This is a genomic window from Mycobacterium sp., assembly GCF_004298145.1.
In the GTDB taxonomy this organism is placed as follows: domain Bacteria; phylum Actinomycetota; class Actinomycetes; order Mycobacteriales; family Mycobacteriaceae; genus Mycobacterium.
Map to the genome: position 1 here is coordinate 185,511 of NZ_SCRH01000011.1, position 15,933 is coordinate 201,443.

Below are 15,933 nucleotides of genomic sequence, written 5' to 3' on the forward strand. Positions count from 1 at the left end.
TCAGCGCGCGACCAGGCTGTCGAGTTCCGGCGTGTCCGAACCCGTGAGCCGCCGGTGCATGGCCCAGGCGATCCGGGCACCCTGGATCTTCGCGCGCTCGGCGATGGGTCCCCGGAACATCTCATCGACGGTGTCTTTCCACACGGTCAGCCAACGGACAAAGTGACTGCTGTTCAACGGGACTCGTTGATGGACGTGCCGGTGGGCCTGCAACGCGCTGCCCCGGTAGAGCCCGGCCCGGAACAGCGCGGTCTCCCAGAAGTCGGCCATCACCGGGATGTGCGACTCCAGGCCCTTGGTCCGCAGCTCCGCGAAAGGTTCGTCGAGAACGTCGTCGGCCATCACCCGGCCGTAAAACCGGCGCAGGAGCGCCTCGACGTCCGCGCGGGTGGCGAGATCCGCGACCGCTTGGCCAACCGGGGCACACAACTCAGTCATGCGCGGTCACCCTGGCAAGACACAACTCGCGTTCGACGAACGGTTCCAGCTCGGCTTGCATCCCCGGCGCGGAACCAACCGACTTCTCCGGCCCCGCCAGGCCCTGTAGCAGCCCCCGGTGCAAGGCGCACGCCACCTCCGGGTGAGCACGGGCCAGGTCACGGACCGGGCAGCTGTGCAGGCGAATGGTCCGCTGGTTGCGGCGGGTCGATTTTCCGGCCGGAACCAGCTCGGGGCCGAATCCCATCCGGTCGAACACCGCCGTGATCATCGCCGATCTTTGTTCAGCGGCCTTCCTCGGTGCGGCACCTGCTGGAACGGGTTGTCCCGCAGCATCTTCGCGCGGGTCCTCGTTGGTGATCCGCTGACCCCATCGCCGACCGGCGGCTTCGGCACGACGGCGCCGCTTGTCGGCGGTTTCGCCGAGTTCCATCGCCAATATCTCGGACAGGATTCGATAGTCCAGCCGCTCGCGCACCGCACGGTAGCCGGTACGCGGACGGCCCACACCGGTCCGGGTGATCCGGGTACGCTCGACGAGCCCCACACCGCACAACGCGTCAAGGTGGAAGCGCACCGTCGTCGTGTGCAGTCCAAGGCGAGTGGCGAGTTCGGTCGCGTCGACCGGTTCGTGGCGCTCACGCACCAGTTCAAGAACCCGTTCGCGCTGCCGGCTGTGGCCCCCGCGGTGCGGTCGTCCGGGCCCGTCCTCGTTGTGCTCGCCCACCCCATCCGTCCTCTCGTCCGGTTGCCCTCCAGGCATTTAGAGGATATTATTCATTAATAATAGCACTGAACGCCCGGATCGTCTCCGGTAACGAACGACGTTGGGGCAGTAGGGAAGCGGGAGGTGCGCCGTGTTGGACACCATCGTGGAAACCAAGGTGGAAGCCGAGGTCATCGAGAGTGCGGTCCGGTTGGCGTGCCGCGCCCCGTCGCTGTACAACACCCAGCCCTGGCTGTGGGTGGCCGACGGCGCTGGGCTGGACCTGTTTCTCGATACGGGCCGCGTCGTGCACACGGATCGATCGATGCGGGAGGCCCACATCAGCTGTGGCGGCGCGCTCGAGCATCTTCGGGTGGCGATGGCGGCCGCGGGCTGGATCAGCGATGTCGAGCGATTTCCCGAGTCGGGCAATCCGACGCACCTGGCGAGGGTGAAATTCGTCCCCGCCGTCGGCGTGGCCGACCACCAGCGTCGCCGCGCCGACGCGATTCTGAAACGTCGAACCGATCGGCTCCCGTTCCTCGCCCCGATCGACTGGGAATCGTTCGAGACCTTGCTGCGCGGCAGAATCGGCACCGGCGCGGTGCGACTGGACATATTACCGGAGAAGACGCGTCCGCGCCTTGCCGAAGCCGCCGAACTCACCGAGTCGCTGCGCCTGTATGACTCCCCGTATCATCTCGAACTCGATTGGTGGACAGCGCCGTTCGAAGTATCGGAGGGCATCCCCTATAGCTCCTTGATTTCGGCGACCGAGTCGGATCGGGTAGGAGTCAATCGTCACTTTCCCTTCACCCACCACCTGGACAGGCGCGCCGGCGTAACGCGGGATTTCTCGAAGATTTTGATGCTGTCCACCGAAGATGACAGTCACGCCAACGCGTTTGCGTGCGGCGAGGTGCTATCGAGTGTCCTGCTGGAATGCACGATGGCCGGCTTGGCCACCTGCCCGGTGTCGCAACTGACCGAACTGTCGGTCAGCCGTGAATTGCTCGCGGCACTCACGGATCACACCGACCTGCCCCAGGTCCTGATCCGGGTGGGCGTCGCACCGGCACTCGACGGAACACCACCGCCCACGCCGCGGCGTGCGCTCGCCGACGTGTTGCGACTGGCGTGAGTCTCGGCCGTGGCAGCACCCGCTGGCCTCGCCGACGGAGCAGCCCCCGCGGCGCGCGTGATCGCGTCGCTCAGAGGTTGAAGTGCGGATAGATGTAACCGGGCGACCAGTAGGGCAGGTATCCGTAATGGTCGTAGATGCGGCTCTGGTATCCGCGATCGTTGACGAGGTCCGCGTCGTACGCCGGCGCCTGGGCGATGTGATCGTGCGCCTCGTCGATGAAGACGTCATCGCTAGTAGTGGCCTTGATCGCGTCGATCGGAAGGAAAGACTTCTTCTCGCCAACGCCGAGAAGACCTCCATGGTCAATGACGAGGAAGCGGGGTTTGCGTTCACGGTCGTCAACGAAGACATCATGCACCCTGCCAAAGTGCTTGTGATCCTTGTCTTTTACGTCCCGGCCACGCATATCGTCGGCGGCATTGGCGACCGTCACGACGCTACCGGTGAGCTTGATGAGATTCGTGTTGGCCTCGGTTGCCATCGGAACTCCTGGTCAAGATCGGATGTACGACGAGATCGCACACAGCAGTGTCACCAGTCGATTGTGACTCATCCACTCAGGATCCGCATGTACCCGTGGCGGCCCGGATGGCCATCGGAGTTGGCCCGGGCGCCGCCGCTGCCTTATGAATAATTCGCCGTCACAACGAAGTCAGATGGGTCAACGGCCCACTCCCGCCCACGCACCCAATTGTCGTAAGGTCGAATTATCAATCAGGCAGCCCGTAAGGGGGTTTCTAGTGGCCTCGGACAGCTTCGGAACACGTGACCAACTTTCCGTTGGCGACACCACCTACCAGATCTACCGACTGAACCGGATCGACGGTGCGGAACGGTTGCCCTACAGCCTGAAGGTCCTGCTGGAGGATCTGCTGCGCAACGAAGACGGCCACCTGGTGACCGCCGAGCAGGTTCAGGCACTGGCGGATTGGGACCCGGCAGCCGAACACGGCCGCGAGATCGCCTACACCCCCGCCCGTGTCTTGATGCAGGACTTTACCGGGGTGCCGTGTGTGGTCGACCTGGTGGCGATGCGCGACGCCATCACCGCGCTGGGCGGCGACACCAAGCGGATCAATCCGCTGTGCCCGACCGAGCTGGTGATCGATCACTCCGTGATCGCCGACGTCTTCGGCCGCGCCGACGCCTTCAAGATCAACGCCGAATTAGAGTTCGAGCGCAACGCCGAGCGCTACCAGCTGCTGCGCTGGGCGCAGCAGGCATTCGACGACTTTTCGGTGGTGCCCCCGGACACCGGCATCTGCCATCAGGTCAACCTGGAATACCTGGCCCGGGTGGTGTTCACCCGCGACAGTGCCGACGGGCCGCTGGCGTACCCGGACACTCTGGTCGGCACCGATTCGCACACCCCGATGGTCAACGGGCTGGGGGTGCTGGGCTGGGGCGTGGGCGGCATCGAGGCCGAGGCGGCGATGCTCGGCCAGCCGATGAGCATGCTGATCCCGCCGGTCGTCGGTCTCAAACTCAGCGGCGAACTGCCGGCCGGCACCACGGCCACCGACCTGGTGTTGACCGTGGCCGAGCTGCTGCGCCGCACCGGGGTGGTGGGCAAGTTCGTGGAGTTCTTCGGTCCCGGGGTGGCCAACGTGCCGCTGGCCAACCGGGCGACGATCGGCAACATGAGCCCTGAGTACGGGGCGACGTGCGCGATCTTCCCCGTTGATGCCGTCACGCTGGACTACCTGCGGCTGACCGGCCGTTCCGACCATCAGATCAAGCTGGTGGAGGCCTACACCAAAGAGCAGGGCATGTGGCACGACCCCGACCACGAGCCGACCTACTCCCAAGTCCTCGAACTGGACCTGGGCACCGTCGAGCCGTCGATCGCCGGACCGAAACGCCCGCAGGACCGCATCCCGCTGCGGCTCGCCCCGCAGGCCGTCTGTGCGCTGCTCGGGGGCGCGGAGACGACCGAAGAGGCCTTGTCGGCTCTCGACGAGGCGTCCGCGGACTCGTTCCCGGCCAGTGACCCGATCGCTTTCGGCAGCGCCAGCAGCCCTGAAGGCAAACCGCGCACGCCGGACACCGACTGCGTCGAGGGCGAATGGCCGTCGACAGGTGTGGCCGTCGAGCTCGCGGACGGTACCCGCACCGAGGTCGACAACGGGCATGTGGTGATCGCGGCGATCACGTCGTGCACCAATACCTCCAACCCCTCGGTGATGGTGGGCGCGGCGCTGCTGGCCAAGAAGGCGGTGGAAAAGGGGCTCACCCGCAAACCGTGGGTGAAGACGTCGCTGGCGCCCGGCTCGCGGGTGGTCACCGACTACTACGACCGGGCCGGACTGACCCCGTATCTGGACAAGCTCGGCTTCAACCTCGTGGGTTACGGCTGCACCACCTGCATCGGCAACTCCGGGCCGCTGATCCCCGAGGTGAGCACGGCCGTCGTCGACAACGACCTGACCGTCTGCTCGGTGCTGTCGGGCAACCGCAACTTCGAGGGCCGCATCCACCCGGAGACCCGGATGAACTTCCTGGCCTCTCCCCCGCTGGTGGTGGCCTACGCACTGGCCGGCACCCTGCACACCAACCTGCTGAGCGACCCGATCGGTACCGGCAGCGACGGCGAGCCGGTGTACCTGCGCGATATCTGGCCCTCGGCCGAAGAAGTCGCCGGCGTCGTCAACGACAATCTGCAGGCCGAGATGTTCGCGGAGAGCTACGCCGATGTGTTCACCGGCGACGAGAACTGGCGATCCCTGCCGGTCCCCGACAGCGACACCTTCCAATGGGACGCCGACTCCACCTACGTGCGTCAGCCACCCTATTTCGACGGTATGACCCCCGAACCCCAGCCGGTCGGCGACATCACCGGAGCGCGGGTACTGGCCAAGCTGGGCGACTCGGTCACCACCGACCACATCAGTCCGGCCGGGTCGATCCGGTTCGACTCACCGGCCGGAAAATACCTGTCCGAGCACGGGATTGAGCGCAAGGACTTCAACTCCTACGGATCGCGGCGCGGCAATCACGAGGTGATGATCCGGGGCACTTTCGCCAACATCAGGTTGCGCAACGAGCTTGCACCGGGCACCGAAGGTGGTTTCACCCGCGACTTCACCCAATCCGACGGCCCGGTGGCCACCATCTACGACGCCTCGGTGAACTACATCGCCGCCGGCACCCCCCTGGTGGTCCTGGCCGGCAAGGAATATGGCTCGGGCTCGTCGCGGGACTGGGCGGCCAAGGGCACCCTGCTGCTGGGGGTGCACGCGGTGCTGGCGGTGTCCTATGAGCGCATCCACCGCTCCAACCTGATCGGCATGGGCGTGTTGCCGCTGCAGTTCCCGGACGGGCAGGATGCCGATTCGTTGGGCCTCACCGGTGAGGAAACCTTCGACATCACCGGGGTGAGCGCATTCAACGATGAGCTGCCCGACAGCGTTCACGTCAAGGCCGGCGACGTCGAGTTCGACGCCAAGGTACGCATCGACACCCCCGGCGAAGCCGACTACTACCGGCACGGCGGCATCATGCAGTACGTACTGCGAAAACTGCTCGGCAAAACCTAACCCAAACAGCCCGCTGGACAACACAATTCGATAAGGAGACGCTCATGGCAGACGGCATGTACCCGCAGGCCACCCAGGAGATCTACAACCGTCGCAAAGAACTCGCCCCGCACACCCACGAGGCGTTCGAGGCGTTCTCCCGCGCGGTGTTCGCCGAGGGCGCACTCCCGGAGAAGACCAAACAGCTCATTGCCGTCGCGGTGGCACACACCACCCAGTGCCCGTACTGCATCAAGGGCCACACCAAGCTCGCCCACCGCAAAGGCGCCAGCGACGAGGAGATCATGGAAGCCGTCTGGGTGGCCGCCGAGATGCGCGCCGGCGGCGCCTACGCCCACTCCACCCTGGCCCTCGAGGAACTCGCCAAATAGCCATATGCCTGACCGCACCGCAGTCATCGCCAAGATCGAGACGATTCCACTGCGTATCCCGCTCAGGGTGGGCAGCACGCCCGGGGCGTCCCTCTGGGGCGACAGGCTGTCCGCGGCGGACTCGCTGCTGGTCAAGGTGACGACCCGCGATGGAGTGGAAGGTTGGGGGGAAGCTTTCGGTTTTCGCGCCGTCGATTCGGCCAAACTCGCTGTCGACCAACTGATCACCCCGCTCTGCATCGGCCAGGACGCCACGCGAATCGGGCCCCTGATGCTGGAGGTTCAAAAGAAGCTGCACGTTTTCGGGCGCGGCGGCCCCTTGACCTATGGGCTCTCGGCGGTGGACATCGCCTTGTGGGACATCGCCGGTAAGCTCGCCGCTGCTCCCGTGTCCGCGCTGCTCGGTGGCGGAGTGGCCAGCATGCCGTGCTACGCAAGCCTGGCCTGCTATTCCGATCCCTCGCTGGTCCGCGTCGTGGTTCGACAGGCAATCGACGCCGGCTTTCACGCGCTCAAGCTGCACGAGGCGGGCATGTCGGCAATGCGCGCGGCCCGTGAGGAGGCCGGCCCCGGCGTCGAGCTCATCGTGGACGCCGGCTGCCCCTGGACCTTGACCGAAGCCGGTGCCGTCGCCGAAGAACTCAGGGCGCTTCGGCTCAAATTTCTCGAGGAGCCACTGTGGCCGCCGGAGAATTTCGACGGACTGGCCGAACTGCGAAAAAGCACCGGAATCCCGATCTCGTCCGGCGAAAACGCCTCGACCCTACTGGAATTCGAGCGAATGCTCGCCGCGGGGGCGGTGGACTTCGTTCAGCCGAGCCCGGCCAAGATGGGTGGCATCAGCGAGCTGTGCAAGGTTTTTCCCCTCGCGGCGGTCCACAACGTCCCGGTGATGACGCACTCCTTCTACGACGGTCCCGGGTTGCTCGCGGCGCTTCATGCGACCGCCGCGCTGGGCAGCGCCGACTCCATGATCGAGTGGCGCTGGTTCGATCTGGAAGCGTGCATCTACGGCGATGCCCTCACTCCGAAGGCGGGCCGGATCTGCGTCCCGCAGGGGCCGGGCCTGGGTATCGACCCCGATCCCGACGTCGTCGGCGCTTACCGCCGGCAACCGACACCATGACGATGGCCGATCACGAGGGATCGCTCTGGCCAACGCGCGCGGTGACGGGCTAGAGTTTACACAAATAGCACTTGTATAAATGCCACGCAACCGGAGAAAGGGATCGACGAATATGAGCATCGCGGAACGGGCAGCGCTGACCACCTGGGAAGGCCCGCTGGCGTCGGGCGAGGGCAAGTTGTCGGAGGGCAGCAGTGGAGCCCTGGACGGCCTGCCGCTGACCTGGGCCTCCCGCACCGAGCAACCTGGCGGCAAAACCAGTCCGGAAGAACTGGCCGCGGCGGCGCACTCGTCGTGCTTCTCAATGGCGTTGGCATTGAAATTGGGTGAGAACCAGACTCCGCCAGAGCGACTCGAGGTCACCGCCACCGTGACCCTGGATGCGGTCGATGGAATTCCGACGATCACCACGTCGCGATTGAAGGTCAGGGCAAGCGTTGCCGGGCTGGATGCCGAATCCTTCGCCGCCGTGGTCGATCAGGCCGCCGCCCTATGTCCGGTATCGCGATTGTTCACCGGCGCGACGATCAGTGTCGACGCCGAGCTCAATGAGACAGAACCTGCCTGACGCAGAGGAGACACAAATGGCCAGCCTGTCGCTATCTTCCGAGCTAACGCGAGAACACCACGAAATCGATGATGCGATAGAGACTTTCATCGAAAAGCTCGACTGTGGCAGCCTGCAGCGCGAACTATTGACCGACACGTTGGAAGCGCTGCGCCGGCACATCTATCTCGAGGAGGCCATTCTGTTCCCGCCGCTTCGGGAGGGCGGGATGGTGATGCCGATCTTCGTGATGATGCGCGAGCACGGTGAGCTGTGGCACACCATGGGCGCGCTGACGGACCTACTCGCCGACGGGAACGACAGCCAGCGGCTGAGGGATACGTGCACACAGCTGCTGGATCAGCTTCAACAGCACAACTCGAAAGAGGAGCCGGTCATCTACCCGAGCGCCGACACAGAGCTGCCGCCGCAGACCAGCGCGGAACTGACCCGGTTCATCGAGACCGGGCGCATGCCCGATGGATGGGTGTGCCAGCAGGCGAAGGCGTGAGGCCTTTAACCCGGTTGAAGTATCGAAGGAGGATTCTCGATGCGTGTGGTAGTGGATCGCGATCGCTGTGAGGGCAATGCCTTCTGCGTGAACATCGCGCCCGAGGTGTTCGAACTCGACGATGACGAGTACTCCGTGGTCAAAATCGACCCCATCCCCCCCGAGCAGGAAGCACTGGTCGAGCAGGCCATCGCCGCGTGTCCCCGCGCGGCGATATCCCGCGTGGACTAAAAGCCCAGAAACGCGGGGAGTCTGCGGCCTGACAATTCGAGTGGAGCCGCAGGTGACCTACGGCTCCACTCGAATTACCCTGCAAGCAAAGTCTTTTGCCTAGTCCTTGAAGGTGTGGCGCTCACCGCCTGATCAGTCGCAGCCGCCACGCCTCAGGCCCGCGCTGCTCGTACTGGACCTCGAGCCGACCCGAGGCGCGGTCGTTGAGTTGGTGCAGCAGCGGGACCGGGTCGTGGGGAGCCACCAGCACCAGGGCGCCGCCGGGCGGAACGGCATCGAACGCGCCGAACACGGTGGCGTGCCGGATCGAGTGCGGCACCTCGCGGACGTCGAGCACGGGATCGTCGACATCGTTCTCGCCGCAACTGCAGTTGTGTGAATGCTCGTCGCCGTTGGCGGAGGGGACGTAGCCGAGGAGTTCGTTTATGCCCTCGGCTACCTCCATCAGGGAGATATCCGGGTCGGCGGCGACGATCGGCAGGATCCGCTCGTTCTCGTCAACCAAATGTGCGTCGAACAGCACCCGCAGGGCTTGGGCGGAACCGGCCGCGCGCACCGGCGGTTCCGTACGGATGCTGTCGACGAGGGAGCCGATGATGCGGTGCGCCGCGATCATCGATTCGATCAGTGGCCGCGCACGTTGGGTGTGGGTGGCGGCGGAGTACAGCCGATCCTCTTTGGCGGCGGCGATGGGCAGCAGCTGACCGGCCAGGAATGCCAGGGCCGTGGATCGCGCCGACTCGAAGTCCGCACCGCGCTCGAGCGCCGACACCATCGCATCGATCAGCACCGCGAGTTGCCCCGCGAGCTGCGCGTTGTGGCTGGTGATGGCTTCGACCGCCGCGGCATCGGCAGCTGTGGACGCCACGATCACATCGTTGGCTGGCATGTTTTCGGTTCCTTTCCGTTGAGCCCGATCGCTCCGCTGAGCGAATGTGACTCATTGCCCTATGTGCATCGTCCAATAATTTACTACAGTAAATTCCGTGAAAAAAGAGCCTATCGTTCTGGGCCCCCGGCCGACGCCGGTGCTGGAGGCGCCGGTGGCGCTGTCCGGGCAGCGGCTGCGGGTGCTCGAATACGTGCGCGCACACTCCCCCGTCCGGGTCGCAGAGGCCGCGGCGGCTCTTGACCTGCACGCCAACACCGTTCGCGAACATCTCGACGCGGTCGCCGAATTCGGGCTCGTCGAACGCTCCGTCGCCAGGACTCGCGGGCGCGGACGTCCGGCCACGTTGTATCGCGCGTCGGCCGCCGACCCCGCGGTGGCGATACGTGACTACGCGGGTTTGGCGACCGCGCTGGCCGGACAGCTGGCGCGCACCAGCGCCCACCCGGAGCGCGACGCGCGCGCCGCCGGCGTCGAGTGGGGTCGCGAACTCATCGACGAGTCCAGCCAGGCCGGCGGCGACGCGCGGCAGTCCGTGCTCGATGCGCTGGCCCGCCTCGGCTTCGCGCCGGATGAGGACCCAGACGCGCCGAGCGCGCACAAAGGCATCGCGCTGCGCCGCTGTCCGCTGCTGAACGCGGCCCGCCGCTATCCGGCCATCGTCTGTCAGGTCCACCTCGGAATTGTCGAGGGCATGCTGGAGCAACTCGGCGCTGCGGGAGTACCGGGACTCGGTCTCATTCCGTTCGCCGAGCCCGGCGCCTGCCGGTTATTCCTGCCCGACCCCGTTGTGCGGCAAGATGTCTGACCAAAGGGTCCCGCCCCGGGCACTGCTGCTGGTGCCCGGCGCGTTCGCGTTGTTGGCCGGACTCGACGCGGCGCTGATGCTGCTCGGTCTCCCCGCACCGATCGAAATCACCCGGTTGACCGGGGTGCACGGCATCGTGCTGGTGCTCGGGTTCGTCGGCACGGTGATTGCGCTGGAGCGCGCCGTGGCCGCGCAGCACTGGTGGGCCTACCTCAGTCCGATGTTCCTCGGAGCCGGCGCGGTGTTACTGGTCACCCGGGTGCCCCGAAACCTCGGCGGCGTCCTGTTGCTCGCCGGATCCGCGATGTTGGTCGCGGTCTACGTGCCGTTGTGGCGACGGGCCGCCGACGTGTCGATTCTGGTGCAGGTCGGCGGCGCGGTTTTGGCGACCGGCGCGGCACTGCTGTGGCTGGGCGGCCTACCCGTTCCCGATCTGCTGCCCTGGCTGTCGGGATTCCTGATCCTCACGATCGTCGGGGAGCGCCTTGAACTCGCCCGGATCGCGATGCTCGGCACCCGGGCCGAGGGGCTGCTCACGGCGATCACCGTGGCGATGGTCGCGGCCACCGTCGCCGCGCTGTTGTGGCCGACGTTCGGCTATCCGCTGCTCGGCGCGACGCTGTTGGCGACGGTGGCGTGGCTGGGTCGGTTCGACGTCGCCCGCCGCCTCGCGCGCGCGACGGGGTTGCCCCGATACATGGCGGTGTGCCTGCTCGCCGGCTACGGATGGCTACTGGTACCTGGGACGACGTGGTTATTGGTCGGCCAAATCACGTCCGGCGCAGGCTATGACGCGGTGGTGCACGCGGTGATGCTCGGCTTCGTGCTGTCGATGATCATGGCGCACGCACCCGTGATCTTGCCGGCCGTGTTGCGTCGCCCGCTGCCCTATACTTCGCTGATGTACGGCCCGGCCGCGGTGTTGCACGTGTCGCTGCTGCTGCGGCTCGCGGTCGGCGACGCACGCGGCGTGCACTGGGCGCTGCAGGCGGGTGGCGTACTCAATATCGTGGCCGTCCTCGGATTCATTGTCATTGCCGCCACTTCGGCACTACGCGCTGCCGCCAGTCGGGTGCCGGCATGAACCGCTCGGGATGGCACCTGCGTGTCGGGGCGATCGTGTTCGCCTGGTTCGCCGCGCTCGTCGTGGTGGCGGCCGCGCATCGGTTCCTTCCGCTGTCCGGCTGGCTGTTGGTCCATCTGCTGGCGCTGGGCGCGGCCGGCAATGCGATCCTGATCTGGAGCCGGCATTTCGCCGATGCGCTGCTGCGCCGGCCGCCGGATCCGGCGCGGACGGCAGAAGTGTTACGCATCACGGCGTTTAACGTCGGTGCGGTCACGGTGGTCGCCGGCATGCTGGGCCGGTGGTGGCCGGCGGTGCTGGCGGGCGGTGTCGTCGTCGCCGTCGCGGCCCTGGCGCACGGGGTGATGCTGCTGCAGCAGTTGCGTACCGCGCTGCCCGCCCGCTTCGGCGTCACCGTGCGCTACTACGTCGCCGCGACGGTGTGTCTGGCGATCGGCGCGGGACTCGGTGTAGCGATGGCGAATTCGGCGCTCCCCGGCCGCGTCCACGATCGGTTCGTCATCGCGCATGCGGCGGTGAATTTGTTCGGCTGGGTGGGGCTCACGGTGCTGGGCACGCTGGTCACGCTGTGGCCGACGATGCTGCGCACCCGGATGGCCACCGGAGTCGAGGTGGCCGCTCGCCACGGCCTGCCGGCCCTGCTGGTCGCGCTGGCCGTGACCGCCGGCGGTGCGGTGGCGGGATCACCGCCGATCACCGGACTGGGCGCCCTCGGGTATCTCGGTGCCGCCGGCATCGTGCTGCGGCCGCACCTCGACGAGATCCGCCGCAAGCGGCCCAACGACTTTGCGACCCTGTCAGTGTTGGCGGGCGTGGCTTGGCTGATCGGATCGCTGGCCTTCGCCGCCGTCGCCCTGGCGATCGCGCCGACTTGGCCGGCGGCGGTCGCGACGGCCGGCGAACTCACCGCGCCCGTGCTGGCCGGCTTCCTGGTGCAGGTGCTGCTCGGGTCCCTGACCTACCTGGCGCCCGTCGTGATGGGCGGGCGTGCGTCGACGCTGGCCGCCGGGACCGAGCTCGAGCGCGGGGCTCCGTGGCGGCTCACCGTCGCCAACGCCGGGCTGCTGCTCTGTGTTCTTCCGACCCCGAGCCTGGTGCGGGTCGCAGCATCGGTTCTGGTGCTGGTGTCCTACGCGGCCTTCCTGCCGCTGCTGGTTCGGGCGGCGTGGCGGGCGCACCGGGACCGCGACAAGCCCACGGCCCCAGGCCAACCGGCGGGGACGCCCCCGCACCGGCGCCTCGGCGTCGCCGCCGCCGGACTCGGGGTCGTCGTGTTGGCGACCGCGGCCGGCGTGGCGGCCGACCCGGCGTCGCTCGGTATCGGCACCTCACCCCGGGTGGCCGTGGCCGCCACCGGGCACACCACCGCAGCGTCGGTCCGAATCGAGGGCATGCGCTTCGTGCCGGACTCGGTCGAGGTTCCCGCCGGTGATCGACTACGGATCACCCTCGCCAATACCGGAACCGACCAACACGATCTGGTGCTGTCCAACGGCACTCGTACCGGACGGATCGCACCGGGCGAGTCGACCGTCCTCGATGCCGGGGTGATCGGCTCCAGCCTCGATGGCTGGTGCGCCGTGGCCGGACACCGCCAGATGGGCATGGTCTTTTCGGTCCGGGTGACCGGTGCGCCAATGCCCAAAACGCATTCAGTGCATCCGGGTCACCAGGGGCCGGCCCCCGGCGCGACGATCCCTGTCGGCGACATCGCCCGCAGCCTGGGTGCCGACCCGGGTCCGGGCTTTGCCCCGCGTGACGCCGCGCTGCCCCCGGCCACGGCCGAGCATCGCCTGACGCTGCCGGTGACCGAGATGCAACGGGAGGTGTCCCCCGGGATCACCCAGCGGCTCTGGACATTCGGTGGCACCGCCCCCGGACCCACGTTGCGCGGCAAGGTCGGCGACGTCTTCGAGATCACCCTCGTCAACGACGGCAGCACCGGGCATTCGATCGACTTCCACGCCGGGGCGCTGGCCCCCGACCAACCGATGCGCACCATCCAACCCGGCCAGCGCCTGGTGTACCGGTTCACTGCCACGCGGGCGGGAATCTGGCTGTATCACTGCTCGACCATGCCGATGTCGCTGCACATCGCCAACGGCATGTTCGGGGCGGTGATCATCGACCCGCCGGACCTGCCGCGTGTGGACCGCGAATACCTGATCGAGCAGTCGGAGATGTACCTCGGCCCGCCCGGCGGTGAGGCCGACGCCGACAAGGTCGCCAAGGACACGCCCGATCTGGTGGTGTTCAACGGCTACGCCCGCCAATACGACCACGCGCCACTGACCGCTCGGGTGGGCGAGCGTGTTCGCATCTGGGTGCTCGCCGCGGGACCGAACCGGGGCACTTCGTTCCACGTCGTCGGGGGGCAGTTCGACACCGTGTGGTCCGAGGGCGACTACCGGCTGGGCGGCAAGGGCGGCCCGGGCGCGGGCGGTGCGCAGACACTCGGATTATTCGCGGCCCAAGGCGGATTCGTCGAATTGACCTTCGGCGAGCCGGGTCGATACCCGTTCCTGTCACACGCGATGGTCGACGCCGAACACGGCGCCCACGGCATCATCGAGGTGGCCGGACGGTAATCTCAGCCCGGATCAATTCCGGGTTGGCTAAACCTGTTTGGCGACGGTCAACAAGATGACGCAGTCTTCGACGGCCTGTAGGCCATGCCGGGTCGGCGGAATCACCAGGTGGTCACCCGGGGCTCCGTCCCAGCTGGTCTCGGGCGACGTCAGCCGGACGCGTCCCTGCAGCACCTGCAACGTGGCGTCACCGGGGCTGTCGTGGTCGGCGAGTGCCGATCCGGCCGTCAGCGCAACCATGGTTTGCCGCAGGGTGTGTTGATGACCGCCGTACACCGTATGCGCGCTACGGCCGCTGGCGGCCCGGTGCGCGGCCGCCAACTGCTCGCGCGCCAGAGCTGTGAGCGAGATCTTGTCCATTGGGCAGGCTCCTTTTCTCGTCACACAGCATAGGCGCACGGTGCGGGTGCGCAGCGATGTGGTTAGACGTTGGCGACGAGTGACAGCCCGCGACGGCCATGTATTCGTTTGCGTTGCTTGCTGATCGATACCAGACGCGCCACCGCCAGCTCGATTCCACGAGCCAACGCGTCAATGTCGGCCACGGCTTCGTAGTCGGCGAGGACGCCGAAGAACAGGTCCTCGGCATAGCTCAGCATTGCCACCCCGGTTCGCAATTGCATCGCGATCGGCGGGACAGGGAACACACTGAGCACCCGTTGGCCCATGAGTCGCAGTGGCTGGCGCGGGCCGGGGACGTTGGTGGCGAGGGTGGTCACGCCGCGCTGCGGTAGCTGGGTCAACAACCGGACCGCCCATGCGGTCAGGGGAAATGGAATGCGATTGGCCATCGACACGAATGCGTGACCCGCCTGGCGCTGACCGTGCGACTTCGTGCGGTCCAAGCGGGCGTGGACGGTCCGCAGCCGCTCTACCGGGTGCTCCTGGTCGACCGGTAGGTAAGGCAGCATCACCGACACGCGGTTATCCGTCTTGTCCAACGCGTCGACAGACCGCATCGACACCGGCACCAGCGCGCGAAGCGCATCCGGCAGCGGTGTTTCGCCCCGCTGAACGAGGGTGTTGCGGTAGCTCTCCGTGATTGCGGCCAGCGCAACGTCATTGATGGTGACATCGAAGGTTCGGCACACCTGCGCGATGTCGGCGAGGGGCACCCGCGCGACGCCGTAGCGGCGCAACGTGGTGATCGGCCCGTTCAGGGACGTCGTTGTGGGGCGCAGCAAACCGGCGGTGATTTCGGCGGCGCCCAAGGCCGTGCGGGCGGCGGCGGACGTGATGGCGGCCGATGTATTCCACAGTCCACCCAGGATATGCAGCGGATTGAAGCCCTGTGTGTTCCGTGAGATTCGTTGCGCTTCAGGTTCTTTGGTGGCGCGGATATGGCTTGCGAAGCTCTCGCCGATGCCGTCGTCGCACAGCCCGGCAAGTATGTGGGTGGCGGCAATTCCGTCGGCCATGCAGTGGTGGAGCTTGGTGAGCATTGCCCACCGGTTGTCACTGAGGCCTTCGATGATCCAGATTTCCCACAGCGGGCGGTCCCGGTCGAGGCGCCGGGAAATCACGTCGGCGGCCAGCTGCAACAGCTCCCGGTCGTCGCCGGGCCGGGGTAGCGCGATGTGCCGTACGTGACGGCCGAGATCAAAGTCTGGATCGTCCACCCATTCGGGTGCACCGAGGTCGAACAAGCGTGTTCGCAGGCGCTGTCCGAATCGGGGGCACGCGTGGATCCGCTGGGTAAGGGTCGCCATCAGCGCGTCACGGTCTGGGATCGGCCCCTCGATGACCGCCAAACCGCCGATCGCCAAACTCACGTGCCGGTCAGCGTCCTCCGCCTTCAGAAAGCCGGCGTCCAAGGTTGTCAGTTGATCCACGATCGTCACCTCCCAACTTTATATGCAACTAGTGGTAACACAATTCTGCGTCGCGCGAGGTCGCGCCAGCAGGGCCGAAAGTCCCCAAGCCGTGGCGGCATGCACCCAGGCGGGCGGCGCCC

16 protein-coding genes are annotated in these 15,933 nt (G+C 66.8%); 10 read left to right on the forward strand and 6 right to left on the reverse strand.

Annotation, left to right across the window (positions count from 1 at the left end):
* Together EPN51_RS04290 and EPN51_RS04295 are read right to left on the reverse strand one after the other, a co-directional pair.
* Positions 1 to 438: a group III truncated hemoglobin gene (locus EPN51_RS04290; RefSeq protein WP_293037586.1), complete on the reverse strand. Its 438-nt coding sequence runs from the start codon at positions 436 to 438 to the stop codon at positions 1 to 3.
* Entirely contained in the window at positions 431 to 1,165 is a 735-nt protein-coding gene (locus tag EPN51_RS04295; protein ID WP_293037714.1) for a helix-turn-helix domain-containing protein, read from the reverse strand. Before EPN51_RS04295 ends, EPN51_RS04290 begins: the two co-directional genes overlap by 8 nt.
* 142 nt (positions 1,166 to 1,307) lie before the next feature.
* On the opposite strand from EPN51_RS04295, the gene EPN51_RS04300 reads away from it, so the two are divergent.
* Positions 1,308 to 2,285 carry an NAD(P)H nitroreductase gene (locus EPN51_RS04300; protein ID WP_293037717.1) on the forward strand — a complete coding sequence of 326 codons (978 nt, stop codon included), beginning with the start codon at positions 1,308 to 1,310 and terminating at the stop codon, positions 2,283 to 2,285.
* Between the two features lie 70 nt (positions 2,286 to 2,355).
* On the opposite strand, the gene EPN51_RS04305 is transcribed toward EPN51_RS04300, so the two are convergent.
* On the reverse strand, positions 2,356 to 2,769 hold the full coding sequence (locus EPN51_RS04305) for a PRC-barrel domain-containing protein (protein ID WP_293037588.1): 414 nt from the start codon (positions 2,767 to 2,769) through the stop codon (positions 2,356 to 2,358).
* Between the two features lie 259 nt (positions 2,770 to 3,028).
* On the opposite strand from EPN51_RS04305, the gene EPN51_RS04310 reads away from it, so the two are divergent.
* The 6 genes from EPN51_RS04310 to EPN51_RS04335 all read left to right on the forward strand — a co-directional run bounded on the left by EPN51_RS04310 (position 3,029) and on the right by EPN51_RS04335 (position 8,610).
* The gene (locus EPN51_RS04310; protein ID WP_293037591.1) at positions 3,029 to 5,824 is read left to right on the forward strand and encodes an aconitate hydratase; all 2,796 of its coding nucleotides are present in this window, start codon (positions 3,029 to 3,031) and stop codon (positions 5,822 to 5,824) included.
* 44 nt (positions 5,825 to 5,868) lie between these two features.
* Entirely contained in the window at positions 5,869 to 6,195 is a 327-nt protein-coding gene (locus EPN51_RS04315; RefSeq protein ID WP_293037594.1) for a carboxymuconolactone decarboxylase family protein, read from the forward strand.
* Between the two features lie 4 nt (positions 6,196 to 6,199).
* Positions 6,200 to 7,321, forward strand: coding sequence for a mandelate racemase/muconate lactonizing enzyme family protein (locus EPN51_RS04320; RefSeq protein ID WP_293037596.1), 1,122 nt, complete (start codon positions 6,200 to 6,202; stop codon positions 7,319 to 7,321).
* 112 nt (positions 7,322 to 7,433) lie between these two features.
* A complete protein-coding gene (locus EPN51_RS04325; RefSeq protein ID WP_293037599.1) occupies positions 7,434 to 7,889 on the forward strand; it encodes an OsmC family peroxiredoxin in 456 nt (151 codons plus the stop codon).
* Positions 7,890 to 7,905: 16 nt separating this feature from the next.
* Positions 7,906 to 8,379, forward strand: a complete 474-nt coding sequence (locus tag EPN51_RS04330) for a hemerythrin domain-containing protein (RefSeq protein WP_293037601.1) — start codon at positions 7,906 to 7,908, stop codon at positions 8,377 to 8,379.
* A 39-nt stretch (positions 8,380 to 8,418) separates the two neighbouring features.
* Entirely contained in the window at positions 8,419 to 8,610 is a 192-nt protein-coding gene (locus EPN51_RS04335; protein ID WP_293037604.1) for a ferredoxin, read from the forward strand.
* A 121-nt stretch (positions 8,611 to 8,731) separates the two neighbouring features.
* Here the strand turns inward: EPN51_RS04335 and EPN51_RS04340 are convergent, their stop codons facing one another.
* Positions 8,732 to 9,499, reverse strand: coding sequence for a DUF2249 domain-containing protein (locus EPN51_RS04340; RefSeq protein WP_293037607.1), 768 nt, complete (start codon positions 9,497 to 9,499; stop codon positions 8,732 to 8,734).
* Positions 9,500 to 9,596: 97 nt separating this feature from the next.
* On the opposite strand from EPN51_RS04340, the gene EPN51_RS04345 reads away from it, so the two are divergent.
* The 3 genes from EPN51_RS04345 to EPN51_RS04355 are packed head-to-tail and all read left to right on the forward strand — an operon-like array spanning position 9,597 to position 13,979.
* On the forward strand, positions 9,597 to 10,307 hold the full coding sequence (locus EPN51_RS04345; protein ID WP_293037610.1) for a transcriptional regulator: 711 nt from the start codon (positions 9,597 to 9,599) through the stop codon (positions 10,305 to 10,307).
* Positions 10,300 to 11,391, forward strand: a complete 1,092-nt coding sequence (locus EPN51_RS04350) for a hypothetical protein (protein WP_293037613.1) — start codon at positions 10,300 to 10,302, stop codon at positions 11,389 to 11,391. The genes EPN51_RS04345 and EPN51_RS04350 overlap by 8 nt, the downstream gene beginning before the upstream one ends.
* Positions 11,388 to 13,979: a multicopper oxidase domain-containing protein gene (locus tag EPN51_RS04355; RefSeq protein WP_293037616.1), complete on the forward strand. Its 2,592-nt coding sequence runs from the start codon at positions 11,388 to 11,390 to the stop codon at positions 13,977 to 13,979. Before EPN51_RS04350 ends, EPN51_RS04355 begins: the two co-directional genes overlap by 4 nt.
* Positions 13,980 to 14,006: 27 nt before the next feature.
* On the opposite strand, the gene EPN51_RS04360 is transcribed toward EPN51_RS04355, so the two are convergent.
* Both EPN51_RS04360 and EPN51_RS04365 read right to left on the reverse strand, forming a co-directional pair.
* Positions 14,007 to 14,339 carry a cupin domain-containing protein gene (locus tag EPN51_RS04360; RefSeq protein ID WP_293037619.1) on the reverse strand — a complete coding sequence of 111 codons (333 nt, stop codon included), beginning with the start codon at positions 14,337 to 14,339 and terminating at the stop codon, positions 14,007 to 14,009.
* 62 nt (positions 14,340 to 14,401) lie between these two features.
* Positions 14,402 to 15,811 (reverse strand): wax ester/triacylglycerol synthase family O-acyltransferase, encoded by a 1,410-nt coding sequence (locus EPN51_RS04365; RefSeq protein WP_293037720.1) that lies wholly within the window; start codon positions 15,809 to 15,811, stop codon positions 14,402 to 14,404.
* Positions 15,812 to 15,933 lie beyond the last annotated feature (122 nt).